At 59.4% G+C, this 15711-nt stretch carries 17 protein-coding genes; 3 read left to right on the top strand and 14 right to left on the bottom strand.

Annotated features, from left to right (window positions below; genetic code table 11):
• Positions 1 to 51: 51 nt before the first annotated feature.
• The 5 genes from ispA to AB4O35_RS02535 all read right to left on the bottom strand — a co-directional run bounded on the left by ispA (position 52) and on the right by AB4O35_RS02535 (position 3444).
• Entirely contained in the window at positions 52 to 939 is an 888-nt protein-coding gene (gene ispA / locus AB4O35_RS02555) for a (2E,6E)-farnesyl diphosphate synthase (protein ID WP_065881125.1), read from the bottom strand.
• Positions 936 to 1178: an exodeoxyribonuclease VII small subunit gene (locus tag AB4O35_RS02550; protein WP_003176346.1), complete on the bottom strand. Its 243-nt coding sequence runs from the start codon at positions 1176 to 1178 to the stop codon at positions 936 to 938. Before AB4O35_RS02550 ends, ispA begins: the two co-directional genes overlap by 4 nt.
• Before the next feature lie 75 nt (positions 1179 to 1253).
• Positions 1254 to 2390: a Fic family protein gene (locus AB4O35_RS02545; RefSeq protein WP_065945951.1), complete on the bottom strand. Its 1137-nt coding sequence runs from the start codon at positions 2388 to 2390 to the stop codon at positions 1254 to 1256.
• A 90-nt stretch (positions 2391 to 2480) separates the two neighbouring features.
• Positions 2481 to 2861: a MerR family transcriptional regulator gene (locus AB4O35_RS02540; RefSeq protein ID WP_065908986.1), complete on the bottom strand. Its 381-nt coding sequence runs from the start codon at positions 2859 to 2861 to the stop codon at positions 2481 to 2483.
• Positions 2800 to 3444, bottom strand: coding sequence for an NAD(P)H-dependent oxidoreductase (locus AB4O35_RS02535; protein WP_065908983.1), 645 nt, complete (start codon positions 3442 to 3444; stop codon positions 2800 to 2802). Before AB4O35_RS02535 ends, AB4O35_RS02540 begins: the two co-directional genes overlap by 62 nt.
• Before the next feature lie 201 nt (positions 3445 to 3645).
• On the opposite strand from AB4O35_RS02535, the gene AB4O35_RS02530 reads away from it, so the two are divergent.
• Complete coding sequence (locus AB4O35_RS02530) at positions 3646 to 4677, top strand: PDDEXK nuclease domain-containing protein (RefSeq protein WP_065945952.1); 1032 nt, start codon at positions 3646 to 3648, stop codon at positions 4675 to 4677.
• A 21-nt stretch (positions 4678 to 4698) separates the two neighbouring features.
• Here the strand turns inward: AB4O35_RS02530 and AB4O35_RS02525 are convergent, their stop codons facing one another.
• The 9 genes from AB4O35_RS02525 to AB4O35_RS02485 form a co-directional block, all read right to left on the bottom strand.
• Entirely contained in the window at positions 4699 to 5133 is a 435-nt protein-coding gene (locus AB4O35_RS02525; RefSeq protein WP_065873710.1) for a hypothetical protein, read from the bottom strand.
• 29 nt (positions 5134 to 5162) lie between these two features.
• Positions 5163 to 5729 (bottom strand): hypothetical protein, encoded by a 567-nt coding sequence (locus AB4O35_RS02520; protein ID WP_065873709.1) that lies wholly within the window; start codon positions 5727 to 5729, stop codon positions 5163 to 5165.
• A 151-nt stretch (positions 5730 to 5880) separates the two neighbouring features.
• On the bottom strand, positions 5881 to 6513 hold the full coding sequence (ycaC, locus tag AB4O35_RS02515) for an isochorismate family cysteine hydrolase YcaC (RefSeq protein WP_049711340.1): 633 nt from the start codon (positions 6511 to 6513) through the stop codon (positions 5881 to 5883).
• A gap of 104 nt (positions 6514 to 6617) precedes the next feature.
• Positions 6618 to 7004 carry a Zn-ribbon domain-containing OB-fold protein gene (locus tag AB4O35_RS02510; protein ID WP_065908978.1) on the bottom strand — a complete coding sequence of 129 codons (387 nt, stop codon included), beginning with the start codon at positions 7002 to 7004 and terminating at the stop codon, positions 6618 to 6620.
• 1 nt (position 7005) lies between these two features.
• Positions 7006 to 8184 (bottom strand): thiolase domain-containing protein, encoded by a 1179-nt coding sequence (locus tag AB4O35_RS02505; RefSeq protein WP_065873707.1) that lies wholly within the window; start codon positions 8182 to 8184, stop codon positions 7006 to 7008.
• A gap of 2 nt (positions 8185 to 8186) precedes the next feature.
• Positions 8187 to 10178, bottom strand: coding sequence for an acetoacetate--CoA ligase (locus AB4O35_RS02500; RefSeq protein WP_065945953.1), 1992 nt, complete (start codon positions 10176 to 10178; stop codon positions 8187 to 8189).
• A gap of 119 nt (positions 10179 to 10297) precedes the next feature.
• Positions 10298 to 11029 carry a TetR/AcrR family transcriptional regulator C-terminal domain-containing protein gene (locus AB4O35_RS02495; protein WP_065873705.1) on the bottom strand — a complete coding sequence of 244 codons (732 nt, stop codon included), beginning with the start codon at positions 11027 to 11029 and terminating at the stop codon, positions 10298 to 10300.
• Positions 11030 to 11104: 75 nt separating this feature from the next.
• Positions 11105 to 12376, bottom strand: coding sequence for an aspartate aminotransferase family protein (locus AB4O35_RS02490; RefSeq protein ID WP_065945954.1), 1272 nt, complete (start codon positions 12374 to 12376; stop codon positions 11105 to 11107).
• Entirely contained in the window at positions 12360 to 13691 is a 1332-nt protein-coding gene (locus AB4O35_RS02485) for an amino acid permease (RefSeq protein ID WP_256530456.1), read from the bottom strand. Before AB4O35_RS02485 ends, AB4O35_RS02490 begins: the two co-directional genes overlap by 17 nt.
• A gap of 507 nt (positions 13692 to 14198) precedes the next feature.
• On the opposite strand from AB4O35_RS02485, the gene AB4O35_RS02480 reads away from it, so the two are divergent.
• Both AB4O35_RS02480 and AB4O35_RS02475 read left to right on the top strand, forming a co-directional pair.
• Positions 14199 to 14888, top strand: coding sequence for a YjfI family protein (locus tag AB4O35_RS02480; protein WP_082224410.1), 690 nt, complete (start codon positions 14199 to 14201; stop codon positions 14886 to 14888).
• 17 nt (positions 14889 to 14905) lie between these two features.
• On the top strand, positions 14906 to 15604 hold the full coding sequence (locus AB4O35_RS02475) for a PspA/IM30 family protein (RefSeq protein WP_065881133.1): 699 nt from the start codon (positions 14906 to 14908) through the stop codon (positions 15602 to 15604).
• The last annotated feature ends 107 nt before the right edge of the window (positions 15605 to 15711 follow it).

Here is a 15711-nt window from a genome sequence, read left to right as displayed (position 1 = left end):
CCACGCAGAGCGCCGAACTTGGCCGATATGCGGCTGAAATGGCCGCTGTAATCAGTGCCGGCGTTCGACGATATACCGCGCCAAGTCACGCAGTGGCTCGGCCGCCGCGTCGAAAGGTCGCAGGGCGTCCAGGGCCTGGTCGCGCAGTTCCAGGGCATAAGCCTTGGCCGATTCCAGCCCAAGCAGCGCAGGATAAGTCGGTTTGTCCCGTGCGATATCGGCGCCTTGGCGCTTGCCCAGGGTGGCGGTGTCACTTTCTACGTCGAGAATGTCGTCCTGCACCTGGAACGCCAGGCCAACGGCCAGCGCGTAGGTCTTCAGCGCCGCCAATTGAGGGGCTTCGGCCCGCCCACTGGCAAGGGCGCCCAAGTGCACGGCGGCTTCGATCAAGGCGCCGGTCTTGTGCCGGTGCATGTATTCCAGGGCGTGTTGATCAAGCTTCTGGCCCACCGAACCGAGGTCGATGGCTTGGCCACCGACCATACCGGCGGGCCCTGCAGCCACGGCCAGGGCGGTAACCATACGCAGACGGATGTCGGCGTTGACGCTGCTCAGCGCCGGGTCCAGCAGTGCGCTGAACGCCAGGCTTTGCAGGCCGTCACCGGCGAGGATCGCGCACGCTTCATCAAACGCTTTGTGGGTGGTCGGCTGGCCGCGACGCAAATCATCGTCGTCCATCGCCGGCAAATCGTCATGCACCAACGAATAGGCGTGAATCAACTCCACCGCACACGCCGCGCCATTCGCCTGTTCGGCCGGCGCGCCCAAGGCTTCACAGGCCGCATAGGCCAGCAACGGGCGCACGCGCTTGCCGCCATTCATCACGCTGTAGCGCATGGCTTCGTAGAGACGCTTGAGTTCGGGGCTTGGCGCGACAAACAAGGGTTCCAACGCCGCATTGACCCGGGCTTGGCTACTGGCCTGATACGCGTCGATCATTCGGGCTGTTCCGCATCGAAAGGTTCTTCGGCCAACTCCCCGTCGCGCTCCAGCAACACCTGGACCTTCTGTTCCGCCTGCGCCAAGGCGCTCTGGCAGTCACGGGTCAGGCCGATGCCTTGCTCAAACGCTGTCAACGAGTCTTCCAGCGACAACTCGCCGTTCTCCAGACGCTCGACCAGGGTTTGCAGGTCGGCGAGGGATTGTTCGAAATCGAGTGCAACTTTTTTGCGGGCCATGGCGGCTATTCCGGTAGACGGTAAACCGGCGCGACACTAGCAGACATGGGGATTCTGGGCAAATGAGCGGGGGTGTCATTCTCCCTCTGTACTGACCTGATACCGCGTGCTGCGGCCGCCTCCGGGGAGTCGGACCAGGCAGTTCTTTTCCAGCAGGTCAGCCAGATGCCTCGTGGCCGTGGCCTTGGATACCTTAGCCACCGCCTGGTACTGCGCGGCGCTGATGCCGTGCTCAAAACCTTTCTCGCCACCGTCGAGCAGACGGTTGAGCACCTTGATCTGTTGGGCAGACAAGGCGAGGTCACGGCGCTGCTGCCAAAACCGGCTCTTGTCCAATACCCGGTCAATCCGCGCCATGGCTTGTTGCACGCTGCGGAGCAATGTCTTGAGGAACCACGCCAACCAGTCGGTGATATCCAGCGTAGCTTTCTGACTGGACGCTAGCGCGTTGTAGTAACCGGCGCGGTCTTCGAGGATGCTGGCCGACATTGCATAAAAACGGATGGCCTGATGCTCGCCTTGGGCCAGCGCCAGGTCAGTGATTGCGCGGGTCAGGCGACCATTGCCGTCATCGAACGGGTGCAGCGTGACAAACCAGAAGTGCGCCACGCCGGCGCGTACCAAAGGGTCCAGCTCTGGTTGATGGCGGCTGGTTTCGAACCACGCCAGGAAGTCATCCAGCGCTTGCTCCAGGCCCAGGCGCGGCGGTGCTTCGAAATGAACCGTTGGTCGATCAAGTCGACCCGGCATCACTTGCATCGGCTCATCCCCCCTCAACGTCCCGACATTCAGCGCACGCGCGGCAAGGCCAGTTTCCGCATCCGGGAACAATAAATGGTGCCAATTCAGTAAGCGGGCAAGGGTGAAGGGTTGGTCGAATGGCTGTGTGGCATCCATCATCAGCTCGGCAAGGCCTTCGCTGCGGCGGCTTACCTGGCCGTTCAAGGGTTCCAAACCCAAACGGCGCGCCAGTGACGAGCGCACTGAGCCAACGTTCAGTTGTTCCCCCTCGATTGCCGAAGAGGTCAGGACATTTTGCAGCAACGCATCCAGCTCATTCTGCGCACTGACTGGCTGGCTGACGGCACCGAGCTTGCCCAGCAGCTTGCCTTGGGCTTGCCCGCACTCGCGCAACAACACCGCAAGGCGCCCAGGTTGCCAATGAAAGTGCGGCCAGTCGATGTGTTGCCAGATCCAGAACGGGCGATCCATGGAGGAGTACCTGAGAAGGTGAGCCGAATAGAAAAGCTATTCGGCTCATTTAGTGAGCCGATTATGTGTCCTATTCGGCTCACCTTCCATTCAGGTGGGCGCTGTTGTCGGTAAAAAGCATCGCCCCTGCGCGTCCTTTAATTGGGCTTCGAACTCAAGTAACCCTGTTTGCATCGTCTGCAGCGCAGCGATCTGTGTGGCTAATTGGTGTTTCTTTCCAGCGATAGCCTGGTCCGCCCGGTCCCAAGGCAGCGCGTCGCCTTGATGGCCTCGGAGAATGTCCTGCAACTCCTTGAGCTTGAAGCCCAGTTGCTGCGCGCACTTGATAAACATCAGCAACTCAACGCTTTGCTCCGAATAGACCCGGTACTGGCCCTGACGCTGCGGCGCAGGTAATAGCCCGATCGCCTCATAGTGACGAATTGCCTTGATGGTCGTGCCCGACAACTGCGCGGCTTTGCCGATGTACATGAAAATTCCCTTTTCCCAATAAAGCGCCGGTTTGTTTCAGCCACCTGGCCCGCTGCGCCGCAGTAGAGCCCAGTACCGGCCCGAACAGCAACGTCTTGATCGGCTTGATGCCACACAACCCCAGCGTGGTCTTGCGCATCTGATGGATGCCTGGCATGCGATAGAACCAGCGGTAGTACCACGGAGGGGTGTCCAGGGTCACCAACAGGTGCGCGGTCCGGCCTTTCAACAGTTTGTCAGGGAATGCCTTGCCAGCACGGTATTTGAAGGCAAAGCCGGGTAGGAACGTTCGATCGATGAAACCTTTCATCAAGGCAGGGATGCCGCCCCACCAGATCGGGAAAATGAACGTCAGATGGGTGGCCCATAAGATGTCGGATTGTGCGCGGAGCAGGTCGGGTTCCAGGGCTTGGACCTCGGAGTAGCCGGTGTGCAAGACGGGGTCGAAAGCCAGATCACCCAAGCGTAGGACGCGCACCTCATGGCCGGCGTCTTTTGCGGCGTGGACGTACGTTTCGGCCAGGGCTGAACAAAAGCTGGTAGCGGAGGGGTGGCCGAGGATAACTAGGGTGCGTGGGGTCATGGGAAAGATCCTGAACAGGGCGTTTCAGGGTAAGGGTTGCCGTATAGGGGAGAGTCAAGCGTGGGGCTGCAATACGCCAATCTGCAATTGCCAGCAGGACGTTTCTGTAACCGTTGAAAGGCCTTTCCTGAACCGCTTCTGGCCCCTTGTGACAGCACATGCCCCTGACTAGCCTCCCTTCAAACACAAGAGTGCAACGGCATGAGCGAAACCGTTATCGGTTTGACCCAACCGCCCGAGGGCTACAGCGACTGGCTGACTGACCTGAAAGGCCGCATCCATTCGGCGCAACAGCGCGCAACGCTGGCGGTAAACCGAGAGCTGGTGCTGCTTTACTGGCAGATCGGCCACGACATTTTGACCCGCCAGGCTGAGCAGGGCTGGGGCAGTAAAGTCATTGATCGTCTTGCCCAGGATTTGCGGGCGGCCTTTCCCAAAATGAAGGGTTTTTCACCACGTAATCTTAAGTACATGCGTGCTTTTGCGCAGGCATGGCCAGACTCGGAATTTGTGCAACAGGCTGCTGCACAATTGCCCTGGGGACACAATGTGGTGTTGCTGGACAAACTCCCTGGCCCCGAAACCCGCCGCTGGTACATCGCCCAGGCGATAGAACACAACTGGTCGCGCAATACGTTAGTCATGCAAATCGAAAATCGATTGCTGGAGCGCAGTGGCAAGGCCGTCAGCTATTTCGACAGCCATCTGCCCAAACCTCAATCCGATTTAGCGCGTGAATCGCTGAAAGACCCTTACCGTTTTGATTTCCTCAGCCTGGGCTTGGACGCGCAGGAGCGCGACATAGAAAACGCCTTGATCAAACACGTGACTGACTTTCTGTTGGAGCTGGGCGCGGGTTTTGCCTTCGTCGGCCAGCAAGTGCTGATCGACGTTGGGGGTGATGAATTCTTTGTCGACCTGTTGTTCTATCACCTGAAGCTGCGCTGCTACGTGGTGATCGAACTGAAGGCGGGCAAGTTCAAGCCCGAGCACCTGGGGCAGTTGAGTTTTTATCTCGCGGCCGTCGATGCCCAGCTCAAACACCCGCAAGATGGGCCAACGATTGGCCTGCTGCTGTGCAAGAGCAAAAACGAAGTCGTCGCCGAATATGCATTGCGCGACAACAACCGACCGATGGGTGTGGCTGAATATCAACTGGTTGAGTCGCTGCCCGCTGAGCTGCAAACGGTTTTGCCTAGCATTGAGCAGATCGAGCGGGAGCTGGCGGATTAGAGTGCGAGAGGGCTGCGAGCCCTAGAACCCTGGCGGAATATACCCCGGCACATACGGTATGTTGATGCACTTGCCATGGAGGATGCGGCCATCCTCAATCCTGAACAGCACGATCTTCTTGGCCTTGTTTACGGTGGCCTCAAGCTTGCAATCCGAACTGTGTCCAACGCTCTGGTAATACTCCGTATAAACCATGCCGTTTCCGGTGTGGTTCATTGAAGTTCCCGCGGCTTCGGTGGTGTTCCAGGAAGACGACTTGTACCAAGTCATCACCACCTGCGTTTCGCCACTGGGCCCGTTCTGCTTTTTCATCGAGTCGGGTTTGCCGAATAAATTCAGCGCTTCCTGAGCATCCCTGCCTTCCCAGCGCGATTGTGCAATCAGGTGGCAGCCGTTAATAAAAAGCGTGGCAGGTAACAAGAGTCCTGCCAGCAACAGCCTTGTCCATGTAGGCATAGTGAATCCTTCGTGTAGGTGCGTGCTGTTCAGGGCTTGTTGCCCAACATATCGTCGAGGTCATCGATCATCTGACTCTTCTCCTGAGTCGGCCCCAACTGCTGGAACATGGCCTTGGTGGTCTGGATCATCTGCAGGTGGGTCATCTTGCCCATGGCGATCGTGTCTTTGCTCTTGCCCGGTTCACAGACAAACGCGAGCGTGCGATCGAGCCAGAACTCCTTGGGCGTTTGCCAGGTTTTGGAGACCTTCAAGTGCTTGAGCGTGTAGGAAAATTGCGCGACCGACTGCCCGTTGAGGAAGCGCACTTTGCGCGTGGGGCACTGCACCTCGATGTTGTACACATCGATCATCGGCTTGCCCGGGTCCTCATACACCAGAGTGACGGCCACCAACTGGGCGCCCTTGGTATGGTTCGAACGCACCACGGAAGTACGGTCGGCCACATACATCACGTTTTGATGCGCCCGGCCGTTGCCGTAGATGATCCACCAGTCGCCGACAGGTTCTTGCTCGTCGGCGAGCGCCCACGTGGCACTGGCCAGTAAGGCTGTCAGGAGTGCCAGGTAGTGTCCGGCCTTGGTTAGCGTATTCAACTGAGTTCTTCCTTGAGGCTTCAAACACCTGAAGGACTTTAGTGTTGCGCCTGCACAGTAACAATTAGGGCAAGTGTGCTAATGGCGTACTGCTAGCTCCACGAAAAAAGCCTGCTTTTTCAGGGCAGGCTGATTGAATGAAACGGTTGGCTTAGTCCTTACGTGCCGTCAGCGCCGAGTAACCATTCATCAAGTTGCGGTAGTTCGGAATACGCTGGGACAACAGATTGCCCAGGCCTTCGATATCGTTGCGCCAGTCGCGATGCAGCTCACAGGCCACCGAGAACCAGTTCATCATTTGCGCACCGGCTTGGGTCATCCGGCTCCACGCCGCCTGCTGCACGGTGGTGTTGAACGTGCCCGAGGCATCGGTTACCACAAACACATCAAAGCCTTCCGCCAGTGCCGACAAGGTAGGGAACGCGACGCACACATCCGTGACCACACCGGCAATGATGATCTGCTTGCGGCCGGTAGCCTTGATCGCCTTGACGAAGTCTTCGTTGTCCCACGCATTGATCTGGCCAGGGCGAGCGATGTACGGCGCGTCCGGGAACATTTCTTTCAGCTCCGGCACCAGCGGGCCGTTGGGACCTTGTTCGAAGCTGGTGGTGAGGATGGTCGGCAGGTTGAAGAACTTGGCCAGGTCCGCCAGGGCGAGCACGTTGTTCTTGAACTCGTTAGGGGAGAAGTCTTGCACCAGGGAGATCAGGCCGGTCTGGTGGTCGACCAGTAGAACTACGGCGTCGTCTTTGTTCAAGCGATTGTAGGTTGGCGTGCTCATGGTTGAATCCTTTTTTGTTTAAGTGGGTTTGGCGTTGCGTTCAGCATGGGCACAGATTAATGGGTGGTTGGCGGGTGATAAATCGGCTGTGGCGTGTCTTACCGTCAACCTGTAAGAGACAATCGAAAGGCAGGTATTTTTTGCCCATTGGGCGTCGGCGCGAAGGTCACCTCAAGCCGTTGCCCGATCTGCAGCTGTTGCCTGTCCTCGCACTCGATGACGGACAACATTGTCGGTCCCTCGTCGAGCGTTACGTAAGCGATGCAATACGCTTCATCGTCTCGCCCGCTGTAGCTGAAGCTGTACAAGGTGGCGTTGCCGCTGGCGACGATCCAGTCGGTGGCTGCACTGCCGGTAAAAGGGCTGTGGTCGCGGGGGTAGAAAAAGGCCTTGCCAGTGTCGAGGCAGCGGCGCAGCAGCAGTTGCTCCCGGTTGGCCGCTTCCCAGAACGGCGCGCTTTCGGGGGTGATGTGCGGTGAGGTCAGGTGCATATCAGAGTCGCTCCAGAATGAGAGTAGCGCTGCCATGCCGTGAGCCCAGCAATCCACCGGTGCCGTGGGCCAGGGCCAGCGCGCAGTCAGGCCTTTGCACCGCTGGGTGTGCCTCGCCACGTAACTGACGCACAGCCTCTATCAGCCTGGCCATGCCGCCGCGATTGCCGGGGTGGTTGTTGCACAGCCCGCCACCGTCGGTATTGATCGCCAACGGGCCCACGCCGCTGATCAATTTACCGTCGGCAACGAAAGCACCGCCCTCGCCGGGGGGGCAGAAGCCTAGGTTTTCCAGCTGGATCAATACGGTGATGGTGAAGCTGTCGTACAGCGAGGCGTAGCGGATGTCGCTGGGTTTGAGCCGTGCCTCGGCGAAGGCATCGGCGCCAGACTTCACCGCGCCCGAAGCCAGCAGGTCGAAGTAGCCGCCGTTCAGATGACTGAGTGAATAACCTGCACCGATGGGTGTAATCAGCGGCCGCTTGAGTGCCTGCGCAATGGACGGATGAACCACCACCAACGCGCCACCGCCGTCGCTGATCACACAACAATCCAAGCGTCGCAACGGGGCGGCGATCAGCGGTGAGTTCAGCACATCGTCCACCGTCACTATGTTGCGCAACATCGCCAGGGGGTTGTGCTGTGCATGGTGCGACGCTGCGACTTTGATCCAGGCCAGTTGCTCGGCGGTGGTGCCGTGCTCGTACTGATGGCGCATCGCGCACATCGCGTACAGGTTGGTCACGGCGGCGCCGTAGGGCATTTCAAAGGGGCCTTCGCAGGTGGTTTGGGGCTGATCGAGGTGGCTGGCGTCCGGCCGTTGGCGCCTGGCACGCGGGCGTCCGGCTTGGGTGATCAGGGCGACGGTGCAGCGCCCGTCGGCAATCGCGCGTGTAGCTTGGGCGACGTGATGCAGGTAGGACGAACCCCAGCTTTCTGTGGTCTCCAAGTGCCGAGGATGAATGCCCAGGTACTCGACCATGGAAAAAGGCCCTACACCCGGAGCATCCCAACCGGGTACGTCGCCGGCGCAAAAGTAGCCGTCCACGTCGCTGAGGCTCAGCCCCGCATCCGCCAGGGCGCCGCGGGCCACGTCCGCGTGCAATTGCGCGAGGGAGCGGTCCACCGCATGCCGTGTGGGATGTTCGTAGGCGCCGACGATAAATGCGTTGCCCTTCATGGTTAACGACTCCGGCGGGCGTATTCGATGAAAAACGCCAGCGCCTGCGGATCGCGCATGGCGCTGAGGTTGGCGACGTTTTGCGGCTCGTGCCCCATCAGGATTCGGCGCACCGGCACTTCCATTTTTTTACCGGTCAGCGTCAGGGGAATCAGCGGCACCGCGAGGATCTGGTCCGGTACATGCCGGGGCGTACACGCCTGGCGCAGGCATTCACGCACGCGCTGCTGCAAGGCATCGTCCAGCACCGCGCCGTGACGCAGTTGGACAAACAGCGGCATGAAAAAACCGCCTTCGGGCAGGTCCAGATTCACGATCAGCGCATCGTCGATTTCTGCGATGGGCTCCAATGCCCGGTAGATTTCTGCTGTACCGATCCGCACCCCAAAGCGGTTCAGCGTGGCGTCCGAACGCCCCAGCACCTGGCAACCGCCACGGGCATTGAGCAAGAAAAAATCCCCATGGCGCCACACCCCTGGCCAGGGTTGGAAATAGCTTTCGCGGTAGCGCTCGCCCCCAGTGTCATCCCAAAAGTACACCGGCATCGACGGCATGGGCGACGTCACCACCAACTCGCCAACCTGTTCAACCACCGGCCGACCATTTTCATCAAACGCATGAACCGCCACACCCAGGGCGCGCGCCTGGATTTCACCGGCATACACCGGCAGCGTCGGCACGCCGCTTACCAGGCCCGTGCAAATGTCCGTGCCCCCGCTGCCCGTGGTCACCCAGATATCCGTTTTGAGGTTGCGGTAAAACCAGGCATTGCACTGCGGCGAAACCGGCGAGCCAACCGGCATCACGGTGCGCAGCGCGCCCAGGTCAAAGCGCTCACGGGGCACTACGTCGTAGCGTTTCATCAACTCGATATAAGTGGGGCTGGTGCCGAAAAAGCTGGCGCGGCTGTCCTGCACGATCTGCCACAGCGTATCGATGTTCGGCCAGGTCGGATGGCCGTCATAGAGCACTGGCCGTACTCCGCAGAGCAGGGCGCTGAACAAGGTGTTCCACATCATCCAGCCGGTGGTGGTGAAGATGAATGCTGTATCACCGGGGCGAAAATCCAGGTGTAGATGCAGTGCCTTCAGTTGCTCCAGAAGTATCCCGCCATGGCTGTGTACGATGGCTTTGGGCAAGCCAGTCGTGCCGGAAGAAAACAGCACCCATAACGGATGATCGAAGGGCAATTGTTCGCAGTGGAAATCGGCAGCGGGCACCGTAGGCCGCCGGAGCAAGGCGCGCCAATCGATGGCGTTGGCAACCGTCAGCGGTTCATCGGGAAACAGCGCTGGCAGCACGATGACGTGTTCGATACTGCCCAGCTCGCGGGCAATGTGCCGGACCTGTTCGCGTCGATCAAACGCCTTGCCGCCATAGCGATAACCGTCCACCGCCAACAGCACCTTCGGCGACAATTGCCGCACCCGGTCCAGCACGCCCTCCGCACCGAAATCCGGCGAGCAACTGGCCCAGACCGCACCGATGGCCGCACAGGCACACAGCGCGATCATCGCCTCGGGAACATTTGGCAAATAAGCCACCACTCGATCACCCGGCATCACGCCCACTTCCCGTAGGTAGGTCGCCAGGGTGCGAACCTGACGGGCGAAGTCACTCCACGGCAGGCCTTGCAAGGCAACCGTTTCACTCTGGTAGAGCAGTGCGTCGCCTTCGCGTTCATTGCGCAGAATGTGTTCGGCAAAATTCAGTCGCGCACCGGGAAACCACTGCGCACCGGGCATCGCACGGTCACCCAGCACCGCTTGGTGAGGGCTACTGGCCTGAATGTGAAAATGATCCCAGATCGATTGCCAGAACGCTTCCGGCTCATCGACGGACCACTGCCATAGCGGGTGGTAATCGGCGAATCTGAGCTTGCGTTCGTGCCTCAGCCAACTCAGGTAGTGAGTGAGGCAAGCGTGTTGAAGAAGCTCAGGGGAGGGCTGCCAGAGCAGTTGCCCCTGGGCCACGTCGTTGAATGCAGTCGCCACGATAAAAGACCTCTGACGTTGTTGTTATTCGGGTCATGGGGTGCTCTTGCGTGGCGGACTGTAGCGACAAATTGTACGACGTACAATTGGTGGTGTGTCTGGTTTTGCTGTGCGAATTTTCAGCGGCGGGCAGCCAGGGTTTCCAGGCCGCAGAGGAGGGTGTCGACGTAGAACGTGAAGCTCTCATCCAGCGCCGCGTGCACGCCATTTTGCCAGCGCAGGCTGAAACCGCGATTGCTCAGTTGGTCCATATTCTGCGCGAGCGTGGGGTGCTGTTCTGCATCGATGGCCCGCAGCTTCTCCTGCACTTGGCATTGCCATGCCTCGGTATTATCCGGCAATGGCGCGTACTCCAGCGTCGTGAAACCGGTAAGAGCAGCGATAAACGTATTGTAGGCGGCGGCCAGGGAAGGGCCGCTGAAACCCGCTTGTTGCAGTGCTGCCAACACACCCTCGACCAACGTGAAGTCGGTGCTGGCGTTGGACACCAATTGCGAACCCAACAACGGCGCGATGTTCGGATGCTGGTGCACGGCATCATGGCAGTTGACCATCGCCGCACGCAGGTAGTCCTGCCAGCGCCGCTCCTGAGGCTCTGGCGCAACGTGTTCCAGGACTTTGGCCAGCACTTCACTCAACAACAACTCGCGTGATGAGACGTACCAATAGATGGCCGTCGGGTACACACCCAGGCTGCTGGCCAGGTTGCGCAGGCTGCATTTGTCCAGGCCTTCGCGATCGATCAACGCCAGGGCGGCGGTGATGATGGCGTCTTTGTTCAGTGGGCTCTTTGCATCTTCGCCAGCGGTTTTTTTACGCCTGCCTCGTGGGTTTGCGGTTTTGCTGGTCATTATTGTGGGTTCCGGTTGAGCGACGGCGAAAGGATAGCGGTTCACCGATTCGCTGTCGCTCTTGCGCAATAGCCGTCAACCCCCTCCGTAGCGCTCGACGAACGCTTGCGTGGCCGTGACCAGTCGGCTCAGCTCGCGGTCAGTCAGCGGCAAACTCAGCGCAAACAACCCGCGCCGCGCGCTGTAGATCCCACATTCGAGCAGGTGAAAGAAGAACAGGTCGCGCAGGTCGTTTCGGTCCGTTGGGATATCTGACGGACGACGAATCGGTAAGCCCGTGGGATGCAGATTCATCACCGATCCTTGCCCGGTAAATTGCATCGACATGGGCGCCAGCACCTCATTGAGCTGGCCGCGCAACCTGTCGCCACGGGCATTGAGTTCCAACGCTGCTTCGCGGGTGTACACCTGCTCCAGTCCGGCGATGCCCGCCGCCATGGTCAGCACATTGTTATTGAACGTGCCCGCATGGGACAGGCATCCATGGCGCGGGTCAAACTGCGCCAGGATGTCCCGCCGCCCACCGAGCACGCCGCACGGCATGCCACCGCCGAGGTATTTGCCCAGGGTGATCAGGTCCGGGGTGATGCCGAGCTTTTCCTGCAGGCCGCCGGGGGCTAGGCGCGAGGTCATTACTTCATCGAAGATCAGCAGCGTGCCATGGGCGTGGCTCCTTTCGCGCAACCCTTCGAGAAAACCCGGCTCGGCACAGATACACCCGCCCGCACCCAGCATCGGCTCCACCAGGATGGCCGCAATGTCGACATGCTCATGCAATAAACGCTCGACGTTCTCAAGGTCGTTGTAGTCGGCCAGGTACACCCGATGCGGCACATTCATCGCCGTGCTTGCCCCGGCAAAACTCAACACACCGCCGTGATAGCCGCCGTTGAACGCGATGACTCCGCTGCGCCCGGTGTAGGCCTTTGCCGCCGCCAACGCGAGCAGATTCGCCTCGGTGCCGGAGTTAGTAAACCGCACCTGCTCGATACAACCGAAGCGCTCCACGATCAGCGTCGCCAGCCGCGCTTCCCATTCTGTGTGGGCGCTCAGGTTCAGCCCGTTCGCCATTGCCTTTGTCAGCGCATCGGTGATTACCGGATGGGAGTGTCCATACAGCGCTGCTGTGTATTCCGCGAGAAAATCGACGTAGCGGTGCCCATCCAGGTCATCGAGAAAACACCCGCTGCCGCCTGTCATCACCAACGGAAACGGCTCATAGAACAGCACCGAGCGCGTGTTGCCGCCGGGCATCACCTGCGCAGCCCAATCCAGCTGGCGCGCACTGTTGGGATTGGCCCGGATGTACCGTTGAATGCAACGCTCCAACTCAAGCATGCCAGGCATCGCTCACCCCCTTCGACGCGGCACGTTTCGGATACACCAGCATCAACAAGCCAAACCACGCCGCCGCCACATAAAACGCCGCGCGCGTTTCCGGGTCGCGAATCACCAGCACTGTCAGCACGCCCAGGTAACCCAGAACCAGCACACTGCTGACCTTGGGCCAAGGCAGGCGGTAATCCACTTCTGCCAATTCGCTGCGCTGCACCTTGCGGCGATAGGCCATATGCGCCGTGATGATCACCACCCACACCCAGATCAACAGGCCCAGGATCCCCGTGATCAACAGGCTGAAAATGCTCTCCGGAATCAAATAATTCAGCAGCACCCCCATCAGCAAAATGGCGGTCGACACCATCAAGCAACGGGCCGGCACCTGTTGCGGGCTCAACACCTGCAACTGACGCGGCGCCTGCCTGATATGCGACAGCGCAAACAACATGCGGCTGGTGGCAAACAGCCCGGTATTGCACGAAGACGCCAGCGCGCTGATCACCACAAAATTGATAAACCCGGCCGCCACACTCATCCCGATGCTGTCGAACACCATCACAAACGGGCTTTGCGACGTATCGATCTGATTCCACGGGTACAGCGCCATGATCACTGCCGTCGACCCCAGGTAAAAAATCGCCATGCGCCACAGGATGCTATTGATCGCTCGTGGCAAGGTGCGCTGCGGCTCGGCCGTTTCCGCCGCCACCAAACCAATCACCTCGACACCCGCAAAGGTAAACGCGGCGACAGGCACCGCGAACCAAAAGCCACTCCAGCCATTCGGAAAAAAACCGCCGTGCTGCCAGAGATTCGCCGCCGAGGGTGTCGTTTGCTCCGATGTCTCCAGCCCAAACACCAAAATCACCAACCCCGCCCCGATCAGGCCGACAATCGTCAACACCTTGATCAACGCCAGCCAGAACTCCACCTCACCAAACGTCTTCACCGCAAACAGATTGATCACCATCAACACGCCGACAGTGACCAACGCCGGAATCCACTGCGGCAACTCCGGGTACCAATACTTCATCAGCAAACCAATCCCGGTCACCTCCAGCACCCCGACCAGGATCCAGATCATCCAATACGACCACCCCGTGATAAACGCCACCCGCGGTCCCAAAAACTCCTCCGCATACGTCGCAAACGAACCACTGCTGGGCCGATACAACGACAACTCCCCCAGCGCCCGCGCAATCAGATAAACCATCCCCCCACACAACGCATACGCCAGCAACAACGCCGGCCCCGCCGTGGCAATCGCCTTGCCCGATCCTAAAAACAACCCGGCCCCGATAATGCCGCCGATAGCGATCAACATGACGTGGCGCTCCTTGAGCGACCGCGCCAAGCCATGGTTGGAAGAGTGAAGCGGTGTTGTAGACATCAGCATTCCCCAGGCTGCATTACGCAGCAGTGGTTGAGGGTGAGCCCGGCTTGAACCGGTTTTATTGTACGGTGTGCAATAAGCAGGTTTTGGGCCAGCGGAGAGGGGAGTCGGGGAATTGGCGCTTAAACGGTTTGTTTAGATATGTGTGTAGGACGTTTCATTTGATGTTTATGCGATGGGGGTAAGGTCGGGGGGTGTCACCTGGGAACACAGGTGGGTGGGGGGAACACGGGAGTGAGTGGGGTGTGATTTTCAAAGGCCAGCAGGACTGATCCTTTTTGCTTGCAGGGCGTTTCCCAGGGAGCGCCTATCGCTTGCCCAGCTATTTTTGATGGCCGAAAAACGCACCGAAAAAATCTCACGCGTGAGCTATTGAGCACGATCGAAATTGCCTGTAGTGTTTCTCACGCGTGAGTTTTTCACAACGAGGTCAGTACCATGAAAAGCAGCTCTCCATCGAGCCCGCCAGCAGGGCCCGATACAGATTCAGCAAGCCGCAAGGGAGAGCGCTTGAAATCGCCCGCAAAGAAGCCATCGAGCTTTTATATGAAGCAGATGCGCGCGGGTCTGGCGGCCGCCGGTTATGTGAAACACGAGACTTGGGTGCTTCCCGAAAACCGAAGCCTGCTCAAGCAGATGGAGAAACAGCTTCGCCAGCCGATTCTGGCTGGCTCATTCATGTCGGAGAATTACATGAGCGCAGGTACCAACTGGAACATCGATCGCCTCTTCAGTGCGCTTCAGGCCCTGGACGACGTGGTCTCCAACGACATTACGCTTTCTCTGGTTCAAGGCTCCGAGTCCAGCATCAAGCTGGAAATGAACGACTTCGGTGGCCTGCCGATTTACATCGCGGTGGTCGGCGAGCAGATCATCGTCGACACCGTTCTGGTCGACGTCGAGTCCATCAACGATGTACCTGCCTTCAATGACGCCGTGTTGCGCAGCCGGGAAATGTTCCCGCTGTCTTCGATCGGCATCGAGTCCATGCCGAACGGGCAAGTTGTTTACAACATGTTCGGCGCGTTGAGCTCCGACTCCAGCCTGACGAACATCGTGACCGAGGTAAAAACCCTCGTCGATAACGTGCAGCGCGCCAGCGAAGCCTTTGAACGCTTCTTCAACTAATCAGTAGGGAATATCCAATGACTCAGTCCATCTGGAGCAAATTGTTCACCGCGCTGCGTGGCGGTGCCAACGAAGTCGGCGAATCCATCGTCGACCAACAAGCCCTGCGCATCCTCGACCAGGAAATTCGCGATGCCGACAGCGCGCTGGCCAACGCCAAGCGTGAGCTGGTCAGCATCATGGCCAAGCACAAACTGGCGAATGATCGCGTCGGCGAGTACAACGCCAAGATCAAGGACCTGGAGTCCAAGGCGATGGCCGCTATCCAGGCCAACCGTGAAGACCTGGCGCTGGAAGTGGCAGAGGCCATTTCGACCCTGACCAACGAACTGGATGTCGAGCAAAAGCAGGCCGCCGAGTTCGGTGGGTACGCTGAAAGCATGCGCAAGGACATCACCAAGGCTGAAAGCCGGATTAAAAGCCTGCGTCAGCAAGTGGACATGGCCAAGGCGCGCGACAGCGTACAGAAGGCCCAGGTCAGCGCGTCCATCGCCAGTGGCGGTGCCAACGGCAAGCTGGAAACCGCCGTCGGTACGCTGAATCGCTTGCAAGCCAAACAGCAGCAACGCGCCGCTGAGCTGCAAGCCCAGGACGAACTGGCTGACGCCTCGACGGGTACCGACCTGGAGCGCAAATTGCGCGACGCCGGCATCACGCCGAACGAAGGCAGCGCCAATGCGATTCTGGAACGTCTGAAGCAAAAGTCGGCCGAGTAAGCGAAGGGCGAACACTGTACCTGTGGCGAGGGAGCTTGCTCCCGTTGGGCTGCGCAGCAGTCCCATTTTCAGGGCCGCTACGCAGCCCAGCGGGAGCAAGCTCCCTC

It is taken from the genome of Pseudomonas sp. H1_A03 (assembly GCF_054685145.1).
The sequence above is the reverse complement of the archived record's forward strand: the minus strand, read 5'-3'. Positions and strand labels throughout refer to the sequence as shown.

What these genes read in the sequence shown, in the direction of transcription:
- AB4O35_RS02510 (WP_065908978.1), bottom strand. Translation starts at nt 7,004, where the DNA reads ATGCACCTGACCTCACCGCACATCACCCCCGAAAGCGCGCCGTTCTGG.
- AB4O35_RS02495 (WP_065873705.1), bottom strand. Translation starts at nt 11,029, where the DNA reads ATGACCAGCAAAACCGCAAACCCACGAGGCAGGCGTAAAAAAACCGCT.
- AB4O35_RS02490 (WP_065945954.1), bottom strand. Translation starts at nt 12,376, where the DNA reads ATGCCTGGCATGCTTGAGTTGGAGCGTTGCATTCAACGGTACATCCGG.
- AB4O35_RS02550 (WP_003176346.1), bottom strand. Translation starts at nt 1,178, where the DNA reads ATGGCCCGCAAAAAAGTTGCACTCGATTTCGAACAATCCCTCGCCGAC.
- ispA (WP_065881125.1), bottom strand. Translation starts at nt 939, where the DNA reads ATGATCGACGCGTATCAGGCCAGTAGCCAAGCCCGGGTCAATGCGGCG.
- AB4O35_RS02530 (WP_065945952.1), top strand. Translation starts at nt 3,646, where the DNA reads ATGAGCGAAACCGTTATCGGTTTGACCCAACCGCCCGAGGGCTACAGC.
- AB4O35_RS02545 (WP_065945951.1), bottom strand. Translation starts at nt 2,390, where the DNA reads ATGGATCGCCCGTTCTGGATCTGGCAACACATCGACTGGCCGCACTTT.
- AB4O35_RS02485 (WP_256530456.1), bottom strand. Translation starts at nt 13,691, where the DNA reads ATGTTGATCGCTATCGGCGGCATTATCGGGGCCGGGTTGTTTTTAGGA.
- AB4O35_RS02525 (WP_065873710.1), bottom strand. Translation starts at nt 5,133, where the DNA reads ATGCCTACATGGACAAGGCTGTTGCTGGCAGGACTCTTGTTACCTGCC.
- AB4O35_RS02535 (WP_065908983.1), bottom strand. Translation starts at nt 3,444, where the DNA reads ATGACCCCACGCACCCTAGTTATCCTCGGCCACCCCTCCGCTACCAGC.
- ycaC (WP_049711340.1), bottom strand. Translation starts at nt 6,513, where the DNA reads ATGAGCACGCCAACCTACAATCGCTTGAACAAAGACGACGCCGTAGTT.
- AB4O35_RS02475 (WP_065881133.1), top strand. Translation starts at nt 14,906, where the DNA reads ATGACTCAGTCCATCTGGAGCAAATTGTTCACCGCGCTGCGTGGCGGT.
- AB4O35_RS02540 (WP_065908986.1), bottom strand. Translation starts at nt 2,861, where the DNA reads ATGTACATCGGCAAAGCCGCGCAGTTGTCGGGCACGACCATCAAGGCA.
- AB4O35_RS02480 (WP_082224410.1), top strand. Translation starts at nt 14,199, where the DNA reads ATGAAAAGCAGCTCTCCATCGAGCCCGCCAGCAGGGCCCGATACAGAT.
- AB4O35_RS02505 (WP_065873707.1), bottom strand. Translation starts at nt 8,184, where the DNA reads ATGAAGGGCAACGCATTTATCGTCGGCGCCTACGAACATCCCACACGG.